Raw genomic sequence first — 18,768 nt, 5'->3', positions numbered from 1 at the left:
CCCCGACGCGAGAGAGCACGCGCAGCGCGCCTACGAGGCGCTCTTCGTGCCGAGGGACGCCCTCCACGAGGGCGGCGTCAGCGAGGTGGGGCTCGAGGAGGTGACCCAGGCCGAACGGCACGCGGTCGCCGCCTTCGTCGCCGACCTGCACGGGCACGAGAAGACCACCGCCCTCTATGCCGAAGGTCTCGACCCCGATCTGGCCAAGCAGGTCGCCGTTCAGGCGGCGGCGGGAAGGGCGCAGGGCCCCTACGGCCGCTACCGCGACCCCGAGCTGGCCCACGAGAGCGTGGAGGGGCCGCGCTTCGGCGCCGAGGGGATCGACGGCAGGCTGGCCGCGGCGCTGGAGCACGCGCACCTGCTGGTGTTCCGTCCGAGAGAGGCCGCGCCCGAGGACCTGGAGCGGCTGCGCGAGGCGGGCTGGTCCGTCACCGGCATCGTCACGCTCTCCCAACTGGTCGCCTTCCTCTCCTTCCAGATCCGTGTGGTCACCGCACTGGAGGCACTCGCATGAAGTTCACCCAGGACCAGCTCGGCTGGGAGCCGTGGATCGAGCCGCTGGCCGAGGACGAGCTGACCGACGAGCACAGGCACGCTCTGGTCGACAGGGCCAGGGCCGCCTCGCCGTACTTCAGGCTGCTGGCCCGCGATCCTGCCGTCCTGCACGCCCGCACCAAGACCGACAACGACATCTTCTACAACGCCGAGGACGGCCTGCCGCGCGGTGAGCGGGAGCTGGCGGCCACGGCCGTCTCCCGCGACAACGGCTGCGTCTTCTGCGCCTCGGTCCACGCCCGCTTCGCCTCCCACCACACCAGGCGGGAGGAGGACGTCCAGCGGCTGCTGGACGACGGAACGGCGGCCGAGCAGGACGACAGGTGGCGCGCGATCGTCGACGCCGCCTCGGCGCTGACACGGACCCCTCCGAGGGCCGACGTCGCCGCGCTGCGCGAGCAGGGGCTCGACGACCTGGCCATCAGCGACGCGCTGCACGCGGCCGCCTTCTTCAACTGGGCCAACAGGCTCATGCTTTCCCTGGGAGAACCACGATGAGTCTCGACCATCTCGTCTACGCCGTTCCCGACCTCGAGGAAGGGGTGGCGGCGTTCGCCGAGCGGACGGGGGTCCGCCCCGTGAAGGGCGGCTCGCATCCCGGCGGGACCGCCAACTACCTCGTCGGCCTCGGCCCGACCGCCTACCTGGAGATCATCGGGCCCGATCCCGAGGTGGAGGGCGCCAGACCGAGGGCGTTCGGTCTCGAGACGCTGACCGAGGCGCGCCTGGCGGCGTGGGCGATCCGCCCCGAGGACCTGGACGCGACCGTCGAGCGGGCGCGCCGGCGGGGCTACGACCCTGGAGAGGTGCATCCGCTGTCGCGCCGCACGCCCGACGGCACGCTCCTCGAATGGCGGCTGACCCGCAGGGACGACCCCGCGGCGATCAGGCCGGTGCCCTTCCTCATCGACTGGGGCGCGACCGCGCACCCCGCCGCCTCGGGGCTGCCGCAGCTCACCCTGGCCGCCTTCGCCGCCGTCACGCCCGACGCCGAGGGACTGCGCGCCGACCTCGACGCGGTCGGCGCCGACCTCGACGTCGAGGAGGGGCCCGAGGTCGTGCTGAGGGCCGTCCTCGACACCCCGAACGGAAAGGTGGAGCTGGCATGAGCAGCCTGCGTGAGTATCTCTCCCAGAAGCGGGCGGCGCTGCTGGCCAGGCGTGAGAGCCAGACCGGCGGGCCCGTGCCGCTGCGCGCGAGCGTCACGGCCGAGGGCCGAAGCGGGGTGCGCAGGATCAGGATCAGGGACTTCCAGATCCTCAGCGACAGCGGGCCCGACTTCGCCGGCTACGACCTCGGCCCCGGCTCGCCCGAGCTCCAGGCCGGCGTGCTCGGCAGCTGCGTCACCCACATCTTCCTGATCAAGGCGGCCGAGCTGGAGATCCCGCTCGACTCGCTGGCCGTGGACGTGGAGGCGGAGTACGACCCGCGCGCCCAGGCCCCCGGCAACACCGACATCCCCGTGTACCCGCAAAACTTCAGGTACGAGGTGCGCATCGACTCACCCGCCTCCGATGAGGAGCTGGCCAGGCTGCACGCCGAGGTCGAGCGGGTCTGCCCCATCCTCAACCTGATCCGTAACCCCCAGGAGATCAAGGGGCAGGTGGTGCGAGCGGTCTCAGCGTGACCGCCTGAGCAGCCAGATCAGGTACGGCGTGCCGACCAGCGCGACGATCAGCCCTGACGGCAGCTCCTTGGGGGCCAGCAGCCACCGCCCGAGGCTGTCGGCCGCCACCACGAGCGCCGCGCCGAGCAGCATCGCGGCGGGCAGCAGCCGCCGGTGGCCAGGGCCGACCAGGCGCCTGGCCAGGTGCGGAGCCACCAGGCCGACGAAGCCCACCGAGCCGACCGCGGCGGCCGCACCGCCGGCCAGGAGCGCGCCGGCGGACAGGATGGCCATCCTGGCCCCGTTGAGCGGCAGGCCGAGGGAGCGGGGCAGGTCCTCGCCCAGCGCCAGCAGGTCGAGCGGCCTGGCCGCCAGCCAGAGCAGCACGGCGGCGAGCATGGGCAGCGCCAGCCACGCCAGGTCGTCGCTCGACCTGGCGTAGGTGCTGCCGCTCATCCAGGTCAGGGCGGCGGCCAGCGCCATGCCCGCCTTGAGCGCGGCGAAGTACACCAGGGCCTGCGCGCCGGCCAGGATGCCGATGCCGACCAGCACGACCCGCACGGGATCGAAGCTGCCCTTCCTGTAGGCGACCGCGACCAGCAGGCCGAGCGCGGCCAGCGCTCCGGCGAAGGCGACCAGCGGCAACAGGGCGCGCGGGGCGGCCGGCACCAGGATCAGCAGCCCGACGGCCGCGACGCCCGCCCCGCCCGTGACGCCGAGCAGGCCGGGCTCGGCCAGCGGGTTGCGGATCACCGCCTGCACCGCCACCCCGGCCGCGGCCAGGGCCGCTCCCGCCACGGCCGCCACCACCAGGCGCGGCACGCGCAACGCCAGCACCCGCCTGACCAGCTCGTCGCCCGGCGCGAGCATGTCGGCGAACGTCACAGGCACGTCGCCGATCCTCAGCCCGAGGACGAACGCCGTGGCCAGCGCGGCGAACGACAGCGCCAGCACGACCGGGTACGGCACGCGCCGCCGTCCTGGCAGGGCCACCGCCGCGCCTCGCTCGACGTGGCCGCTGGCCAGGCGCCTGGCCAGCACGACGAAGAAGGGCGCCCCGAGCAGCGCGGTCACGATGCCCGCGGGCAGCTCGGCGTGTCCGTCCGCCGGGTCGAACACCGCGCGGGCCAGGGTGTCGGCGCCCAGCAGCAGGACCATGCCGGTCACGGCGGCGGCGGGGATCAGCGCGCGATGGCGGCCGAGACCGAGCAGCCTGACGGAGACGGGGGCGATGAGCCCGACGAAGGCCAGCGGCCCCGCCACGGTGACGGCGGCGGCGGCCAGCGCGATGGCCAGCAGGAGCGCGCCCGCCCGCACCCTGGGGACGGCGGTGCCCAGTGAGCGGGCGATGTCGTCGCCGAGGGCCAGCAGGTCCAGCGGGCGGGCCAGCGCCATGGCGGCGAGCACGGCCGCGGCCACCACGACGAGCAGGCCGCCCGCGCGTCCCACGTCGGACTGGACGAGCGAGCCGCTGCCCCACAGGAACAGGCCGCGCGTGCCGTACTCGTCGAGCATGAGCAGCATCGTGGCGGTCGCCATCAGCGCCATGGCCACGGCCGTACCGGCCAGGATCACCCGGCCAGGCGCGTCGCGGCCGCCCAGCGCGAGCACCAGCAGCGCGGCGGCCAGGCCGCCGGCGAAGGCGAGCGTGCCCTGCGGCAGCGCGCCCAGGTTCAGTCCGGCGAACGAGGCGGCGACCACGGCGAGGTAGGCGCCCGCGTTGACGCCGAGCGTGTCGGGCGCCGCGGCCTGGTTCCTCGTCGTGGTCTGGATGAGCAGCCCTGAGACGCCGAGCGCGCCGCCCGCCACGACGCCGGCCAGCAGGCGGGGCAGGCGGCTGCCCATGAAGATGTCGCTCACTCCCGGCGCGGCCGTGCCCGTGAGGAGGGCGGCCAGCTCGGACAGGCCGATGCCCGAGCTGCCCTGGCCCACGTGGACCACGCAGAGCAACGCCAGTGCGGCCAGGCCCGTCCCGATGACGGCGAACGAGCGGGCGGGGACCCGGAGGTCCCCGCCCGTGGCCGTGCTCACGCTCCCAGAGCCTTGGCGGTCTCCTCGAGCAGCTGCTCGGTCGTCTTCGGCCCGCCCCACAGCCAGGTGCCAGGGTCGAGCGGCAGCGCCCGCTTCTCCTTCACGAAGGCGAGGCCCTGCCAGATCGGGTTCTTGGCCAGGGCGCCGGTGAAGACGTTGTCCTTGTCGGAGGCGACGTAGAGCAGCGTGGCCTTGTCGACCTGCTTGAGCGCCTCGACGTCGGTCTCGGTCATGCCCCAGCTGTCGCCCTTGCCCTTCCACGCGTTCTTGAGCCCCGCCTCGGCCAGTACCTGTGCGGCCAGGGAGTTGTCGGCGAGCAGGCGCAGGACGGGGGCGTTCTCTCCGGTGTAGCCCTGCGTGACGGTGTAGTCCGTGCCCGCCTTGCCAGCCTTCTCCAGCCTGCCCTTCACCTCGGCGATCTTCGCGTCGAGGCCGGCGAGGACCCGGTCGGCCTCGGCCTGCCTGCCGACGACGACGGCCAGGTCCTTGAGCGTCTGGCGCATGTGCGCGTACTGGGTGCGCCCCGTGCCCTCACCCGTGTAGTCGAGGACGACCACCGGCGCGATCTGCTTGAGCGCGTCGAGGTTCTGTCCGACGCGGAACTTCTCGGCGACGATCAGGTCGGGCGCCAGCGCGGTGATCTTCTCCAGGCTCGGCTCCTGCCTGGTGCCGACGTCGGTGGTCCTGCCATTCACCCGCTCGCCGGCCGTCACCCAGGTCTCGTAGTTGTCGACGTCGGCGACGCCCACGGGGGTGACGCCGAGCGCGAGCAGGTCCTCGGTGTAGGTCCACTCCAGCGACACGACCTTGGTGGCGGGCGCCTTCAGCTCGACGGCCACGCCGTCCGCGCCCTTGATCGAGACGGGCTTCGCGGCGGCGGCGCCCCGCGTGGCCTGACCGGCGGTCGGCGCGGCGGTGGAGCCGCAGGCGGCGGCGGCCATGGCCAGGGCCAGGACGGCCACGACTCTTCTCAGCATGGGGGAACTACTCCTTGGTGGTGAGATGCCCGCGCAGGGACGGCAGGCAGGTGGGACGGCCGGTCTCGGGGTCGGTGGCGACGCTCACCTCGAGCCCGAAGGCGTCCCTGACGGCCTCGGCGGTGATCACCTCGTGCGGCTCTCCCGACGCGACCACCCGGCCGGCGCTGAGCATGACGATCCTGTCGCCGAACGCGGCGGCCTGGTTGAGGTCGTGCAGCACGACGCCGACCGTGAGCCCGTGCTCGTCGGCCAGGCGCCGGACCAGCGCCAGGATCTCGATCTGGTAGCGCAGGTCGAGGAAGGTCGTGGGCTCGTCGAGCAGCAGCACGCCGGTCTTCTGGGCGAGCACGACGGCGATCCACGCGCGCTGGCGCTCGCCGCCGGACAGCTCCTCGACCCTCCGCCCGGCCAGCGGCTCGAGGCCCGTGACGGCCAGCGCCCAGCGCACGGCCTCGAGGTCGTCGCCCGTCGTCCTGCCGAGCACGCCGCGGTGGGCGTAGCGCCCGTGCCCGACCAGCTCACGGACCGTGAGGCCGGAGGGGACCAGCGGGGACTGCGGGAGGAAGGTCAGCTTCCTGGCCAGCGCGCGGGTGCTGTCCCTCGCGATGTCGTGCCCGCCGAGCAGCACGGCGCCCTCGGTGGGGACGTGCAGGCGGGCGAGGACCCTCAGCAGGGTCGACTTGCCCGAGCCGTTGGCGCCGACCAGAACGGTGACCTGACCCGAGGCCAGTCGCACGTCGAGCCCCGAAAGCACCCGCTTGCCCTCGTACCCCGCGACCAGCCCGTGCCCGACGAGATCGCCCACACCGCTCCTTAGGCAAGGCTTACCTATATCGGGGTAAATTTAGCACTAAGGGACACGGTTCTCGGAAATCCAGTCGTCGATCAGCTCCCACTGGTCGTACAGCCAGCGAATGCGCTCCTCCCGCGTGGCGGGGATCTCGGCGGCGGGGATGCGCCACCACTTCGCCCTGATCCTGGCGCTCACCGGCAGCTTGCGCCACACGTCGCCGATCGTGACGAGGTCGTCGAGGCCGGTGTGGGCGACGAAGACGACATCGGCCGCGGGGCACGCCTCGATCGCGGCGATCGCCCCTCCCGGCCTCGGCGGCAGCAGGTGGTCCATGGCCCCCGCCCGCTTCGCCTCCTCGGCCAGACCTTTCTCCTCCAGGCGCCTGATGGCCAGCCTGCGCCTGCGCGGGGTGAAGTTGCCGCCCTCGGGGAAGATCACCAGCGCGTCGTCGGCGTCCATGGTGGCCGACAGGCGCCTGATCTCCTCGATGATCCCGCTCTCGCCGCTCCTGCGCGGGACGAACGCGTTGGGCAGGCGGTTGATGACCACGTCCAGCGAGGGATCGAACTGCAGGGCCGCCTTCATGACGATCCTCGGCCTGCGGTCGTAGAGCTGTAACAGGTGGTACACCAGCAGGAACGAGTCGCCGGGGCCCGCGTGCCTCGACAGGACGATCACCGGTCGGGCCAGCCGTGCCGAGGGGTCCTCCCGCGGCTCCTGGATGTCGACGGTCAGCCTGAAGACCCTGACGGCCACGAGGTAGACCCTGGACAGGAACCATCTGATCAGCTGGTAGTGGCGCTCCTGGTGCGTGTCACGGTGCAGGCGGCCGCCGAAGCCGCCGGCCACCCACAGGCCCAGGCACGCGGCCAGCACCCCGCACTCCAGGGCCAGCCAGGCGACCCCGAACCACAGGAAGCGGACGCCGCGCCGTTGCGGCGGCGGCAGGCGCATCGAGGCGGCGGTCACCACGACCAGCCACAGGGGCAGGGTGACCACCGCGACCACGGCCAGCACGATCACCAGGGGGACGAGAACCAGCCGGCGGACCATCCGAGGGGGCACACCTCATCGGATCACGTCAGCCAGGTAGCGGGAAGAGGCCTCGTAGGCCCTGTCGATGTAGCGCGAGATCTGCGACAGGTCCCTGTAGCGCAGCGGTGACACCGGCACGTCGAGCCCCGCGGGCAGCACGTGCACCTCCACGGAGCCGGGCAGCGCGGCCATCTCCTCGGCGAAGCGGTGCCTGCGCGCGATCTCGAAGGCCACCATGCCCACCTCCCACGGCCGCCTCGGCGCGGCCAGCGGCCGCTCGATCCTGCCCACCTGCAGGATGAAGACCCTGCGAGCGCCCAGCTGGACGGCCCTGCCGACCGGGATGCTGTGGACCAGCCCGCCGTCGAAGAAGTGCTCGTCGCCGACGCGCACGGGCGGCAGCAGCCCCGGCACGGCGCACGAGGCCAGCACGGCGGTCACCAGCGGCCCCTCGCTGAACCAGTGAGCGCTTGCCCGTTCGATCGAGGCCGCGACACACTGGAACGGAATGGGCAGCTCCTCGATACGCGACACCGGCACCAGCTCGTCGAGCAGGTGGCGCAGCGGCGCGATCGGATGCAGGTGCGTGCCGGTCCTGGCCAGCGTCGAAAGCCGCCGCACCCACGAGCCCGCGAAGGCGGTGCGCACGATGTCGGAGCGCCACAGCGTGGTCAGCCGCTTGACCGCGTCGGAGGGCGAGGCGGCCAGCAGCACGCCGTTCAGCGCGCCGACGGAGGTGCCGAGCACCAGGTCGGGCATGATCCCCGCCTCGTCGAGCGCTCGCAGCATGCCCACCTCGTGTGCTCCGAGCACTCCACCGCCACCGAGCACGAACGCTGTCTCCACAACCTCGTATCATCGCCTCAGAACGACGAGAGGGAGTACCGAATGATCAGGCTGCTTGTCATCCTTCTCGTGATAGTCATCGTGGTGCTCGTGCTGATGATGATCAGGATGCGCCCCTCCCCGCCCAAGAAGCAGCCCCCTCAGCAGGAGAGCCCGCGCGAGATCCTCAAGCGCCGCTACGCGGCGGGCAAGATCGACGAGGACGAGTACCTGCGCCGCATGTCGGGCCTCGGTCAGGACTGGTGAGCCACGTCCACGGCGGCGGCTGCCAGCGCCAGCACGGGGAAGACGGCCTTCGGCGGCACCCGGTAGACACCGCGCTCCGGCTGGTCGACCAGCCCCGCGGCGGTCAGGGTCTTCAGGTGGTGGTAGAGCTGGCCCGGTGAGGCCAGCCCCAGCTCCGCCTGCAGCTCCGTGATCGGTTTCGGCCCTGCGACCAGCAGCTTGAGTATCTCGAAGCGAGCCGGATGCCCCGCGGCCGCGAGCACCGCGGCCAGCTGGGCGGACGGCTGCTCCAGCAGCCACTCGGGGCTGCGCGAGACCTGCCACGACCACTCGTAGCCGCCGAGGCTGGCCTGACCGCCGTAGGTGAACAGGCCGGAGTCGTCCGCGCGCGGTGCGGGCGCGGCGAGCTGGGCCTCCAGGGCGGCGACCCTGGCCTCGAGCGCCAGGAGCCTGTCGTCGGTCTCGTCGCTCACTTCAGTGCGGCACGCACCCTTTCGTGGAAGGCCCTGTCAGTGGCCAGTCGCAGCATGAACTGCTGATGAGCATAGCTTTTCAGACCGGAGAACCAGGTCTGCTCGGGCAGGCGGCGCAGCGCGAACACCGTGACCTTCGGCTTCTGGCCGGGGGTCACCGTGTACATCGCCTCGGTGATCACGCCGGGCAGGGCGCCGCCCTTGGTGCCGATGACCAGGTCCTTGGAGGCGCCGGGCTGGCGCATCGGCCACTCCAGGTGCTTCCTGGCGACCTTGTCCCCGGCCAGCCTGCTCAGCGTGGCGTGCAGGACGGCAGGCCGGTTCCTCGTGACCGTGTCGGCCCAGGCGGCCTGCTTGTCGTAGCCGGGCAGCGGCAGCTGGACCTGCTTGCCCGCGGCGGCGTACGTCCTGATGCAGGTGTCGGCGTCGGTGGCGCATCCGCCGAAGGCGCGCAGGATCTCGCCGTTGATCGTCGACACCTTCTTGTGCAGGCTCAGCTTCTCGCGCAGCAGGTCGGCCGCGGCGTTGTCGCTCTCCTCGATCATGGCGGAGACGAGCTGGTCGAAGGTGACCGTCGCGCCCGCCTTCAGCCGCTTGAGCGCGGCCTCGTGCGCGCCGCCGTCGGTGCCGGGCAGGTGATAGGCGTTCCAGGTGGCGACGGGGATCTGGTCGGCGGGCTTCAGCTTGCCCGTCTTCACGGCCTTGGCATACGCCTCGAGATGCACGATCTTGATGGCCGAGGCGAAGGGGGTGGAGGCTCCCGCGTTGTGGCTGATGCCGGAGGTCACCAGGGCGACGTCGCCGGGGTGCGCCTTGACGTAGGCGAGCACGGCTTCCACGTCGTCCAGCGGAGGAGCTGTGGTGATGAACAGGCTCACGACGGTGGCGAGGATTCTCATGCCGTCAGCTTATCCAATTATTCGGAATTTCGGATAACCGGTGAAGCCGCCCGGCGGCTTCACCGGTTGACGCTCACGGCACGAGCAGGAGCTTGCCCGTGGTCCTGCGGCCCTGCAGGTCCTCGTGCGCCCGTGCCGCGTCGGCCAGCGGGTAGCGCTCCGAGATGGTGATCTTCAGCTCGCCCGACGCCAGCCAGCCGAACAGGTCGGCCGCGCGCCAGAGGAGCTCGTCGCGCTCGGCGACGAAGTGCACGAGCGACGGCCTGGTCAGGTAGAGCGAGCCGCTCCTGTTGAGCACCTGGGGGTCGAGCGGCGGCACGGGTCCGCTGGCGGCGCCGTACAGGACCATGAGCCCTCGGGCTCGCAGGGAGGCGAGGCCCCCGTCGAAGGTGGCGGCGCCCACGCCGTCGTAGACGACGTCCACGCCACCGGGAACCACCTTCCTGACCGAGGCGGGGAAGTCGTCGTAGCGGAACACCTCGTCCGCGCCCGCCTCGCGGGCCAGCTTCTCCTTCGCATCGGAGGAGACGGTGGTCAGCACCCTGGCGCCCTTGAGCTTGCCGAGCTGGATGAGCATCTGGCCCATGCCGCCCGCCCCCGCGTGCACGAGCATGACCTCGCCCTGCTTCACCTCGTGCACGGAGTGGGTGAGGAAGTGGGCGGTCATGCCCTGCAGGAGCGAGGCGGCGGCCTGCTCGGAGGAGACCCCGGCCGGCACGGGCACCACCCTGTCGGCCGGCACGACGACCTTCTCGGCGTAGCTGCCGAGGACGTTCACCCACGCCACGCTGTCACCGACGCTCACGCCGCTCACCCCTTCGCCCACGGCGGCGACGGTCCCCGCCCCCTCGGAGCCGATGGGGGAGGGCAGGCTGAGGGGGTAGGTGCCGGTGCGGTGGTAGACGTCGATGAAGTTGACGCCGCTGGCCGCGACGTCGATCAGCACCTCGCCGGGGCCCGGCGCCGGGTCGGGGTGCTCGGCGTACTCGAGAACCTCGGGTCCGCCCTGGGCATTGATCACAATGGCATGCATGGCTCCAGTCTCCACCTGGCCCCTCTGAAGCGTTCGCGCAGGGTCCTGTCGTGCGAGACGACCACGAGCGCGCCCCTGTAGGCGTCCAGCGCCCGCTCCAGCTCCTCCACCAGCGTCAGCGACAGGTGGTTGGTGGGCTCGTCGAGCAGCAGCAGATCGTGCTCGTCCGCCAGGAGCCTGGCCAGCGCCAGGCGCCGCCGCTGGCCGACCGACAGGGCCTCGACCCTCACGCCGAGCGACTCGGGCGCGAACAGCCCGGTGGCCAGCAGCTTCGCGCGGTACTCGTCGGGGTGGCCGGGCAGTCCCTCGGCGTAGCGGGTCAGGAGCGAGGCGCCCGGCTCGAAGGAGTCGTCCTGCCGCAGGTGGCCGACGCTGACGGCTCCCTCCGCCGCCGCGGCCACCTTCCTGAGCAGTGTGGACTTGCCCGCGCCGTTCGGCCCCGTGACGAGCAGCCTGTCGCCAGGCCCGATCGTGAGCTCGGGCAGCTCGACCAGCGTGCGGGCCGAGCCTCCCGCGGCGAAGGCGCCCGCGAAGCGCAACGGCATGGGCGGCCTCGGCACCGGGTTCTCCTCCAGGCGCCGCAGCCGCTCCTGGGCGTTGCGCACCCTGCTCGCCACCGAACTCTGCACCCTGCCGGCGTTGCGGTCGTAGGCCATCTTGTTGTTGTCCTTCATCGCCCTGCCCGCCGCCACTCTGTGCGCGGTGGTGGCGGCGAACCGCCTGACCTCCTCGACCTCGTCGAGCCAGTCCTGGTGGGCCTGCTCCCATCGCTGCCTGGCCGCGGCCTTCTCGGCGAGGAAGCCGCTGTAGCCGCCGCCGAAACGGGTCACGCCGCCCTCGGCGACCTCGATGATCGCGGTGGCCACGCCGTCGAGGAAGGCGCGGTCGTGCGAGACCGCGACGACCGTGCCCCTGTGCTCGCGCAGCCGCTCCTCGAGCCAGGCCGTCGAGCTGTCGTCCAGGTGGTTGGTCGGCTCGTCGAGCAGCATCACCTCGGGCGCTGCCGCCAGCAGGCAGGCCAGGCCCAGCCGCGCCTGCTCACCGCCCGACAGCGAGTCGAGCCTGCGCTCCTTGGCCACGTGCGCGAGGCCGAGCCCGTGCAGGGACTTGTCGACCCGCGCGTCGGCCTCGTAGCCGCCGCGCGCCTCGAACACGGTGAGCAGGTCGCCGTAGGCCGTCATGTCCTCGGCCTCGGCGGCGGCCTGCATCGCCCGCTCCATCGCCCGCAGCTCCGACAGCGCGGCGTCGACGGCCTGCTGGACGGTATGGGAGCCGGGCAGGTCGAGCGTCTGCCCCAGATAGCCGGCGCCCGTGCTGATCACCGACCCCTCGTCAGGACGTTCGAGCCCCGCCATGATCCGCAGGAGCGTGGACTTGCCCGAGCCGTTCTCGCCCACGACGCCCGCGCGTTCTCCCGGCCGGACGGCGAGCGAGACGTGGTCGAGGACGAGGCGGTCGCCGTACGACTTGCTGATCCCATGAAGGCTGAGCTGAGTAGTCATCGCAACTATAGTTGCATTAAGAGTGCTACTAATGCAACTGGAGTAGACTTTGGAACGTCCTGGAGGGCGCAGCGCCCGGGTTCGCGACGCCGTGAGACAGGCCACGCTCGCCGAGCTGGCCGAGCACGGGTACCAGGGCCTGACCGTGGAGAACGTGGCCGCCCGTTCGGGCGTGCACAAGACCACCGTCTACCGGCGGTGGACGGGCGTGGAGGGGCTGATCGCCGACGCGCTCGAACTGGCCGCCGAAGAGCCGTGGCCGGTGCCCGACACCGGCACGATCGAGGGGGACCTGCGGGAGCTGGCCAGGATGGTGCGCAGGGGGATGGACCCGACCGCGACGGCCTTCGTCGCCGCAGGCATGCAGGACGAGGCCGCGGCCAGGGCGCTGAACGGCTTCTACACCGCCCGTCACGCCCAGTCGGCGGTGATCGTGCGTAGGGCCGTCGAGCGCGGCGAGCTCCCGGCGGGCACCGACGCCGAGGAGGTGGTCAGGGCCACGGTGGCGCCGGTGTACTACCGCCTGTTCATCGCGCACGAGCGGGTGGAGGAGAAGGACGCCGACAGGGCCGCCGCCACCGCGCTGGCCGCCGCCAGGGCGGGGGTCCTCTAGGGCTGCTGCTTGACCCCGCGCATCTCGAAGTCGTCGTAGACCACCTTGAGGGGGTTGGCGCTGCCCTTGGGGATGCGGGCGAACAGTCCGATGTCGCCCGTCGGCAGCCCGTTGGGGTCGTCGACCTTGTGGACCCGCTTGCCGTTGATCCACATGGTCAGCCGGGTGGCGCCGCCGTTTTCCTCGCAGGCCACCTGGATCTGGTTGCGCTCCTTGGGATTGAAGCCGTCGACCTTGACAGGAGCGGCCAGGTTCCCGCCCGCCTTCTCCAGGATGCGGCGGATCCTGGCGTTGCCCGAGGTGTCGAGGGTGAACTCGTAGTAGGTGCCGGCGTCGTCGCCTCGGCACCACATGCCGAACTCGCCGCTGCCCGACCTGACCTTGGCCGCCACCCCGATGACCAGCGTCGAGGGGATCATCGGCGTCGGTGTGGCCGTGGGGTCGGGCGTGGGGTTCTTCTCGGTGGCGTAGGGGACGGGCGCCTGCGCCCAGCGCTCCTCGTTGTACTCACCCGCGTCGAGGCCGTAGGTGAAGTCGGAGGTGATGTAGCCGTAGCTGTCGGTGGCGTCGGGATCGTAGGTGCCGCTCCACCCGCTGGAGGTCGAGGTGAAGTCGTCGGAGAAGAGCGGAGGCAGGTCGGGAGGCCCGCTCGGCAGCATCGCCCACACCGCGACGCCCCCGCCCACCAGCAGCGCCGCCGCCACCGCCAGCCCCGCCAGCAGCCTGCCTCGCGACGTGCGACGCGAGCCGTCCCCTGGCCCGCCGGGCGGACGCCGTGCGGCGGCCGTGTAGGGCGTCGTGCCCTCCTGCCAGGCCACCTGGACGGTGTGCGCCACCTGCTCGGGCGCGGCCCTGGCGGCCGATCAGCTGGTCGAGGAGCTGCTGCGCGGTCGGCCTCCAGGCCGGGTCCTTGGCCAGCGAGGCCACGACCAGCTCGCGCAGCGCGGGCTCCAGCCCTTCGAGCACGGGCTCGGTGTTGAGCACCTGGTAGATGATGGAGGGCAACGTCTCGCCGGGGAAGGGCGCCTTCCCCGTCGCGGCGAACGCCAGCAGGCAGCCCCACGAGAACACGTCGCACGCGGCGGAGACGGGCTCGCCCCTCAGCACCTCGGGCGCCATGTAGCGGGGCGTGCCGATCAGCTCACCGGTGCCGGTGACCCCGCCGATCTCGTCGAGCGCCCTGGCGATGCCGAAGTCGATCACCCTCGGGCCCACGGGCGACAGCAGCACGTTGGACGGCTTCAGATCCCTGTGCACCACACCCGCGCCGTGGATGGCGGTCAGCGCGGTGGCCACGCTGACGGCCAGCGCGTCGAGGCTGGAGCCCCTGAGCGGCCCGGACTGCCTGACCGCCTCCTCCAGATTGGGCCCCGGCACGTACTCGGTCACCACGTACAGCTGGTCGCCGTCGAGGGCCGCCTCCAGCACCGCGGCCGTGCAGAACCTGCGCACCCTGAGCGCCGCGTCGGCCTCTCTCCTGAAGCGCGCCCTGAACTGCTCGTGCTGGCTGAGTTCGGGATTGATCACCTTGATCGCGACGCGCTGCCCCGCGGGATCCTCGGCCAGGTGGACGGTGCCCATGCCCCCTCTGCCGAGCACGTGCAACAGCCTGTAGCGTCCGATCTGGTTCACGACGGGTCAGCTTAGCGACATCGACGCCATTTAGGACCTCCCCTTGCGCCGGATGACGTCGGCGAGCGCGGGCAGCCCCACCTCGACAGACACGACCAGCACGTCGCATCCCGCGGTCGTGGCGGCGGCGACGCCCGTGGGGCTGTCCTCCAGCGCCACGCACCGCCGCGGGTCGGTCTCCAGCAGGCGCGCGGCCTCCAGATACGGGTCGGGGTACGGCTTGCCGCGCGCGGTGTCCTCGGCGGCCACCACCACCTCGAAGCGGTGGCCGAGCGAGGGCAGCACCAGTTCGACGATCGACCGGGGCGAGGCACTGACCAGCGCGGTGGGGACGGCGCTCGCGGTGAGGGCGCGCAGCAGCTCCCTCGCCCCCGGCACGACCCGCACGCCCTTCCTGATGCGGTCGGCGAAGGAGTCCGTCAGCCGGTCGGACACCCTGGCGACGTCGTCGGGGGCGAGGTGGCACGCGGTGTCGTGGACCGTGCGGCCGAGCACGTGGGGGAGGTCGGAGGGGCCGAGCTCACGGCCGAGGCCGGCGGCCACGTCGGCGGTCGCCTCCCACCACAGCCCCTCGGTGTCCACGAGGGTGCCGTCCATGTCGAACAGGACCGCGTCGAAGGGCGCGGGGGCGGAACGGGTGGGGTCAGGAGGCACCCGCGGGATCCTTCGGAGCATCGGAAGGGGCCACCGTGCCCGGGGCGGCTTCCTCGGGCCCGTCCCCGGACTCCTTCGACGGCGCGGGGGCGGCGGAGGTGCGCGGCGCCACCAGGACGGGCCTTTCGACCAGCCGGACGGACACGCGCGTGCCGGGCGCCAGCCGTACGGCCTCGTGGCCGGGCACGTCGGCCAGCACCTCGCCGCCCTCGAGGGAGAGCCTCAGGCGGACGGACGCGCCTCGGAACGAGGCGGCCACGACCTCGGCGCGCCCCTCGGGCGAGGGGCTGACCAAGACCGCCTCCGGCCTGATCAGGACGTCCACGTCGGGCCCTGCGAAGGCGCCGTCGAGGGGCAGGAGCTGACCCAGCACCGTTACCTGGTCGCCGGAGACCCGTCCTGGCAGGTGGTTCATGGCGCCGACGAACTCGGCCACGAACGGGGTGGAGGGGCGGTCGTAGACCTCGGCGGGCGTGCCGCACTGCTCGAGCCGCCCGTCGCGCAGGACGGCGACGCGGTCGGCGATCGACAGCGCCTCCTCCTGGTCGTGCGTCACGAAGATCGTGGTGATGCCCAGGTCGAGCTGGAGGCGGCGGATCTCCTCGCGCAGCGAGACGCGCACCTTGGCGTCCAGCGCCGACAGCGGCTCGTCGAGCAGCAGCACGCGAGGCGACAGCGCCAGCGCGCGGGCCAGTGCGACGCGCTGCTGCTGGCCGCCCGAGAGCTGGTGCGGGTAGCGGTCGGCCTGGGAGGGCAGGCCGACCAGCTCCAGCAGCTCCAGCGCCCTGGCCCGCCGCTGGGCCTTCGGGGCCTTGCGGACGCGCAGGCCGAAGGCGACGTTCTCCGCGGCGTCGAGGTTGGGGAACAGGGAGTAGGACTGGAAGACCATGCCCGCGTCGCGCTTGTTGGCGGGCACGCCGGTGATGTCCTTGCCGTCCACCAGCACCGCGCCCTCGTCGGGGCGTTCGAAGCCGGCCACGCAGCGCAGCGCGGTCGTCTTGCCGCAGCCCGAGGGGCCGAGCAGGGCGACGAGCTCGCCGGGCTCGATGGTCAGGTCGAAGCCGTCGAGGGCGACCGTCCTGCCGAAGGCCCTGCGCAGGCCCTTGAACTCAAGCCGAGCGGCGGCCACGGGTACCTCCAGAGATAGTGAGCAGCAGCAGCCAGGTGAGCAGGAGGCTGAGCACGGAGACGGCGACCGACAGCTGGCCCTTGGAGCCCGAGATCGTGACGATCCAGACCGCGAACGGCTGGTAGCCGAGGATGCTGGCCACGGTGTACTCGCCCAGCACCAGGGCCAGGGTGAGGAAGGAGGCGCTGGCCAGCGCCGAGCGCAGGTTGGGGACGATCACCCTGAACATCACGTAGGGCCACGACGCACCCAGGTTGCGCGCCGCCTCGACCAGTGTGCGCACGTCCATCGTGCGCAGCCCCGCGTCGAGCGAACGGTAGACGAACGGCAGCACGAGGATGACGTAGACGAACACCAGCACCAGGGGGAAGTCCTGGTCCTGGATGGCGATCAGCGTGGCCCAGAACGGCGTCGGCGCGAGCACCTCGCCGCCCACCTGGAGCGACCTGCTGATGCCCGCGACGAAGGTGATCGGCGGCACCACCAGCGGCAGCGTGCAGACGACCTCCATGACGGGACGCAGGCGCGGCGCGGCCAGCCGTACGGTGATCATGGCGGGCAGGGTGAGCAGCAGCACCAGCACAATGGTGGCCACGGCCAGCCCGAGGGAGAGCAGCAGGCTCGACAGGAAGCCCTCGGCGGTCCACAGCTCCGCGTACGGCGCGAACGACACGCCCGTGGCCTCGTTGTAGATCGTGAACCAGAAGGACGCGCCGAGCGGGACCAGGAAGTAGAGGCCGGCCAGCGCCAGGACGAAGCGGCGCCAGAGCCTGGACCCGCCGGTGCGGGCCTGTCCCGAGGGCACGGTCTCGGGGGCCGGCGCGACGGGCGCGAGCGTGGTCATGGCGCGCACCTCACTGCAGCCATCGGGTGCTCCTCTTCTGCAGCGGCAGGTAGACCGCCATGACCAGCGCGGCGACCAGGACCATGTCCAGGCTGAGCGCGAGGCCCACGTTCTCGAAACCGGTCTGCACGTCGCCGGAAAGGGCCGCCGCGATCTTCAGCGTGACCAGCGGCAGCACGGTGCCCGCCCCCATCGCCGAGGCGGTGGCGTAGGCGGCGAAGGCCGAGCCGAACAGCAGCACCACGCCGCCGAGCAGGCCGGGGGTCAGCACGGGCAGGCCGACGTGGCGCCAGTAGTGCCGGGTGGTGGCGCCGTTGTTGGCGGCGGCCTCGCGCCACTGCGGGCGCAGGCCGTCCAGGGCCGGCGCGATGACCAGCACCATGAGCGGCACGGCGAAGTACAGGTAGACCAGGGCCAGGCCCCAGAAGCTGAACAGCGAGCCGGACGGCAGGCCGAGCAGGCCGCTGACCACGCCCGCGTTGCCGAGCGTGGCCACCCAGAAGAAGGCCAGCGGCACGCCGCCGAAGTTGGCCAGCACGCCCGAGGCGGTCAGGACGGCCTCGCGCAGCGCCGTCGAGCGGGAGGTGACGACGGCCTGGGCGAGGAAGGTGCCGAGCACCGCGCCCAGCACCGCCACCACGGCCGAGAGCTTCACGCTGTTGAGGAGGGCGAGCAGGTAGCCGCCCTGCAGGGTCAGCGCCAGGTTGTCCAGCCCGGGGGTGAAGGCCCCCGCCACCATGGCGATGGCGGGGATCCCGAAGGCGAGCCCGACGAAGACGAGCAGCGGCAGCGCGCCGAGTGAGCGCCGCATCAGCCGGCGACGGCCGCGTCCCAGGTCTTGGCCAGGGCGTCCTTGGCCTTGTTGACCTGGTCCTCGGTCGGGAACTTGGCCTCACCTTCGACCGGCGGCAGCTTGTCGGCCAGCGCCTTGTCGATGGTGCCTTCGGTGGTCATCGAGGGCATCAGCACCGGACGGGCGCCGCCCTTGAGCCACAGGTTCTGGCCCTCGGCGCTGTAGAGGAACTCCATCCACAGCCGCGCGGCCGCCGGATGCGGGGCGTCCTTGTTGATGGCCTGCGCGTAGTACTGGGCGTAGACGCCGTCCGTCGGCACGACCACCTGGAAGTCGAGGCCCTTGGCCAGGAACTGCTCGCGGTAGCCGGCGTTGAGGTAGTCCCAGTCGATGCTGATGGGCGTCTCGCCCTTCTCGACCGTCGCCGGCGTGGACTCGACGGGGTTGTAGTTGCCGACGTCCTTCAGCTTCTTGAAGAACTGCACGCCGGGGCCGATGTCGTCGAGCGAGCCGCCCTCGGCCAGCGAGGCAGCCCAGACGCCGCCGAAGGCCGAGCCCGACTTGTTCGGGTTGCCGTTGAGCGCGACCTTGCCCTTGTACTCGGGCTTCAGCAGGTCGGCGAAGGTCTGCGGGCAGGTGCCGATCTTCTTGGCGTCGCAGCCGATGGAGACGTAGCCGCCGTAGTCGTTGACCCACAGGCCGTTCGGGTCCTTCTGGCCCTCGGGGATCTTGTCCCAGCTCTGCACCTTGTAGGAGGCGTACAGGCCCTCCTTGGCGCCGCTGAAGGCGAAGGCCTGGCCGACGTCCAGCACGTCGGGCGCGCGATCCTGGCCCTTGCGGGTCTTCACCGCGTTGATCTCGTCGGCGCTGGAGGCGTCGGGGTTCTCGCTCTCGATGGCGATGCCGTACTTCTCCTGAAACTTCTTGATTATCTCGCCGTAGTTGGCCCAATCCGGCGGGAGTGCGATGACGTGGAGGTTGCCCTCCTTCTTGGCCGCTTCGACCAGCTTGTCGAGACCACCGAAGTCGGCGGCCGAGGTCGCCGTCGCGGCGTTCACCCCGCCTTCCGTCTTGGTCTCCGTGGCCGGCGCTGCGCCGCACGCCGCGGTCACTACCGTTAGAGCT

General features: G+C 71.9%; 20 protein-coding genes and 1 pseudogene. 6 read left to right on the top strand and 15 right to left on the bottom strand.

Annotated elements, in window-relative coordinates:
• Positions 1-13 precede the first annotated feature (13 nt).
• From FHR33_RS50275 to FHR33_RS15635, 4 genes and pseudogenes are all read left to right on the top strand, one after another.
• Positions 14-514: pseudogene (locus FHR33_RS50275) on the top strand (CMD domain protein); the annotation flags it as partial.
• Positions 511-1,053: an alkylhydroperoxidase domain protein gene (locus tag FHR33_RS50270; protein WP_183647779.1), complete on the top strand. Its 543-nt coding sequence runs from the start codon at positions 511-513 to the stop codon at positions 1,051-1,053. The pseudogene FHR33_RS50275 and the gene FHR33_RS50270, both read left to right, overlap by 4 nt.
• The gene (locus tag FHR33_RS15640; RefSeq protein ID WP_183647776.1) at positions 1,050-1,664 is read left to right on the top strand and encodes a VOC family protein; all 615 of its coding nucleotides are present in this window, start codon (positions 1,050-1,052) and stop codon (positions 1,662-1,664) included. The genes FHR33_RS50270 and FHR33_RS15640 overlap by 4 nt, the downstream gene beginning before the upstream one ends.
• A complete protein-coding gene (locus FHR33_RS15635) occupies positions 1,661-2,182 on the top strand; it encodes an OsmC family protein (protein WP_183647773.1) in 522 nt (173 codons plus the stop codon). The genes FHR33_RS15640 and FHR33_RS15635 overlap by 4 nt, the downstream gene beginning before the upstream one ends.
• Here the strand turns inward: FHR33_RS15635 and FHR33_RS15630 are convergent.
• Genes FHR33_RS15630 through FHR33_RS15610 form a run of 5 tightly spaced genes read right to left on the bottom strand, consistent with a single transcriptional unit; the run spans position 2,174 to position 7,846 of the window.
• Positions 2,174-4,192 (bottom strand): iron ABC transporter permease, encoded by a 2,019-nt coding sequence (locus tag FHR33_RS15630; protein WP_183647771.1) that lies wholly within the window; start codon positions 4,190-4,192, stop codon positions 2,174-2,176. The two genes, FHR33_RS15635 and FHR33_RS15630, sit on opposite strands and share 9 nt — an antisense overlap.
• On the bottom strand, positions 4,189-5,169 hold the full coding sequence (locus FHR33_RS15625) for an ABC transporter substrate-binding protein (protein WP_183647768.1): 981 nt from the start codon (positions 5,167-5,169) through the stop codon (positions 4,189-4,191). The genes FHR33_RS15630 and FHR33_RS15625 overlap by 4 nt, the downstream gene beginning before the upstream one ends.
• A gap of 7 nt (positions 5,170-5,176) precedes the next feature.
• Positions 5,177-5,977 carry an ABC transporter ATP-binding protein gene (locus tag FHR33_RS15620; protein ID WP_183647765.1) on the bottom strand — a complete coding sequence of 267 codons (801 nt, stop codon included), beginning with the start codon at positions 5,975-5,977 and terminating at the stop codon, positions 5,177-5,179.
• 45 nt (positions 5,978-6,022) lie between these two features.
• Positions 6,023-7,018 (bottom strand): 1-acyl-sn-glycerol-3-phosphate acyltransferase, encoded by a 996-nt coding sequence (locus tag FHR33_RS15615; protein ID WP_183647762.1) that lies wholly within the window; start codon positions 7,016-7,018, stop codon positions 6,023-6,025.
• A 15-nt stretch (positions 7,019-7,033) separates the two neighbouring features.
• Positions 7,034-7,846 (bottom strand): patatin-like phospholipase family protein, encoded by an 813-nt coding sequence (locus FHR33_RS15610; RefSeq protein ID WP_183647759.1) that lies wholly within the window; start codon positions 7,844-7,846, stop codon positions 7,034-7,036.
• A 42-nt stretch (positions 7,847-7,888) separates the two neighbouring features.
• Here FHR33_RS15610 and FHR33_RS15605 point away from each other — a divergent pair, with 42 nt between their 5' ends.
• On the top strand, positions 7,889-8,092 hold the full coding sequence (locus FHR33_RS15605) for an SHOCT domain-containing protein (RefSeq protein WP_183647756.1): 204 nt from the start codon (positions 7,889-7,891) through the stop codon (positions 8,090-8,092).
• Here FHR33_RS15605 and FHR33_RS52615 read toward each other — a convergent pair.
• From FHR33_RS52615 to abc-f, 4 genes are all read right to left on the bottom strand, one after another.
• Positions 8,080-8,544: a helix-turn-helix domain-containing protein gene (locus FHR33_RS52615; protein ID WP_183647753.1), complete on the bottom strand. Its 465-nt coding sequence runs from the start codon at positions 8,542-8,544 to the stop codon at positions 8,080-8,082. The genes FHR33_RS15605 and FHR33_RS52615 overlap by 13 nt on opposite strands.
• The gene (locus FHR33_RS15595) at positions 8,541-9,443 is read right to left on the bottom strand and encodes a serine hydrolase (RefSeq protein WP_183647750.1); all 903 of its coding nucleotides are present in this window, start codon (positions 9,441-9,443) and stop codon (positions 8,541-8,543) included. Before FHR33_RS15595 ends, FHR33_RS52615 begins: the two co-directional genes overlap by 4 nt.
• Before the next feature lie 73 nt (positions 9,444-9,516).
• A complete protein-coding gene (locus tag FHR33_RS15590) occupies positions 9,517-10,476 on the bottom strand; it encodes a quinone oxidoreductase family protein (RefSeq protein ID WP_183647748.1) in 960 nt (319 codons plus the stop codon).
• The gene (abc-f, locus tag FHR33_RS15585; RefSeq protein ID WP_183647745.1) at positions 10,461-11,978 is read right to left on the bottom strand and encodes a ribosomal protection-like ABC-F family protein; all 1,518 of its coding nucleotides are present in this window, start codon (positions 11,976-11,978) and stop codon (positions 10,461-10,463) included. Before abc-f ends, FHR33_RS15590 begins: the two co-directional genes overlap by 16 nt.
• Positions 11,979-12,069: 91 nt before the next feature.
• Between abc-f and FHR33_RS15580 the strand changes: the two genes are divergently transcribed.
• Positions 12,070-12,591 (top strand): TetR/AcrR family transcriptional regulator, encoded by a 522-nt coding sequence (locus tag FHR33_RS15580; RefSeq protein ID WP_312895556.1) that lies wholly within the window; start codon positions 12,070-12,072, stop codon positions 12,589-12,591.
• Between the two features lie 507 nt (positions 12,592-13,098).
• Here FHR33_RS15580 and FHR33_RS52610 read toward each other — a convergent pair.
• Genes FHR33_RS52610 through FHR33_RS15550 form a run of 6 tightly spaced genes read right to left on the bottom strand, consistent with a single transcriptional unit; the run spans position 13,099 to position 18,701 of the window.
• Entirely contained in the window at positions 13,099-14,223 is a 1,125-nt protein-coding gene (locus FHR33_RS52610; protein WP_312895555.1) for a serine/threonine-protein kinase, read from the bottom strand.
• Positions 14,224-14,253: 30 nt separating this feature from the next.
• Entirely contained in the window at positions 14,254-14,877 is a 624-nt protein-coding gene (locus FHR33_RS15570) for an HAD family hydrolase (RefSeq protein ID WP_312895554.1), read from the bottom strand.
• Positions 14,867-16,006 (bottom strand): ABC transporter ATP-binding protein, encoded by a 1,140-nt coding sequence (locus tag FHR33_RS15565; RefSeq protein ID WP_312895553.1) that lies wholly within the window; start codon positions 16,004-16,006, stop codon positions 14,867-14,869. The genes FHR33_RS15570 and FHR33_RS15565 overlap by 11 nt, the downstream gene beginning before the upstream one ends.
• A complete protein-coding gene (locus FHR33_RS15560) occupies positions 15,987-16,850 on the bottom strand; it encodes an ABC transporter permease (protein ID WP_183647736.1) in 864 nt (287 codons plus the stop codon). The genes FHR33_RS15565 and FHR33_RS15560 overlap by 20 nt, the downstream gene beginning before the upstream one ends.
• 10 nt (positions 16,851-16,860) lie before the next feature.
• Positions 16,861-17,661, bottom strand: coding sequence for an ABC transporter permease (locus FHR33_RS15555; protein ID WP_183647733.1), 801 nt, complete (start codon positions 17,659-17,661; stop codon positions 16,861-16,863).
• Complete coding sequence (locus tag FHR33_RS15550; RefSeq protein WP_312895552.1) at positions 17,661-18,701, bottom strand: ABC transporter substrate-binding protein; 1,041 nt, start codon at positions 18,699-18,701, stop codon at positions 17,661-17,663. Before FHR33_RS15550 ends, FHR33_RS15555 begins: the two co-directional genes overlap by 1 nt.
• Positions 18,702-18,768 lie beyond the last annotated feature (67 nt).

Source organism: Nonomuraea dietziae (assembly GCF_014195505.1).
In the GTDB taxonomy this organism is placed as follows: Bacteria; Actinomycetota; Actinomycetes; order Streptosporangiales; family Streptosporangiaceae; genus Nonomuraea; species Nonomuraea roseola.
Note: the sequence above shows the minus strand (reverse complement) of the source record. Positions and strands in the feature narration are given on the sequence as shown.

What these genes read in the sequence shown, in the direction of transcription:
- FHR33_RS15635 (WP_183647773.1), top strand. Translation starts at nt 1,661, where the DNA reads ATGAGCAGCCTGCGTGAGTATCTCTCCCAGAAGCGGGCGGCGCTGCTG.
- FHR33_RS15615 (WP_183647762.1), bottom strand. Translation starts at nt 7,018, where the DNA reads ATGGTCCGCCGGCTGGTTCTCGTCCCCCTGGTGATCGTGCTGGCCGTG.
- FHR33_RS50270 (WP_183647779.1), top strand. Translation starts at nt 511, where the DNA reads ATGAAGTTCACCCAGGACCAGCTCGGCTGGGAGCCGTGGATCGAGCCG.
- FHR33_RS15595 (WP_183647750.1), bottom strand. Translation starts at nt 9,443, where the DNA reads ATGAGAATCCTCGCCACCGTCGTGAGCCTGTTCATCACCACAGCTCCT.
- FHR33_RS15625 (WP_183647768.1), bottom strand. Translation starts at nt 5,169, where the DNA reads ATGCTGAGAAGAGTCGTGGCCGTCCTGGCCCTGGCCATGGCCGCCGCC.
- FHR33_RS15560 (WP_183647736.1), bottom strand. Translation starts at nt 16,850, where the DNA reads ATGACCACGCTCGCGCCCGTCGCGCCGGCCCCCGAGACCGTGCCCTCG.
- FHR33_RS15640 (WP_183647776.1), top strand. Translation starts at nt 1,050, where the DNA reads ATGAGTCTCGACCATCTCGTCTACGCCGTTCCCGACCTCGAGGAAGGG.
- abc-f (WP_183647745.1), bottom strand. Translation starts at nt 11,978, where the DNA reads ATGACTACTCAGCTCAGCCTTCATGGGATCAGCAAGTCGTACGGCGAC.
- FHR33_RS15555 (WP_183647733.1), bottom strand. Translation starts at nt 17,661, where the DNA reads ATGCGGCGCTCACTCGGCGCGCTGCCGCTGCTCGTCTTCGTCGGGCTC.
- FHR33_RS15605 (WP_183647756.1), top strand. Translation starts at nt 7,889, where the DNA reads ATGATCAGGCTGCTTGTCATCCTTCTCGTGATAGTCATCGTGGTGCTC.
- FHR33_RS15590 (WP_183647748.1), bottom strand. Translation starts at nt 10,476, where the DNA reads ATGCATGCCATTGTGATCAATGCCCAGGGCGGACCCGAGGTTCTCGAG.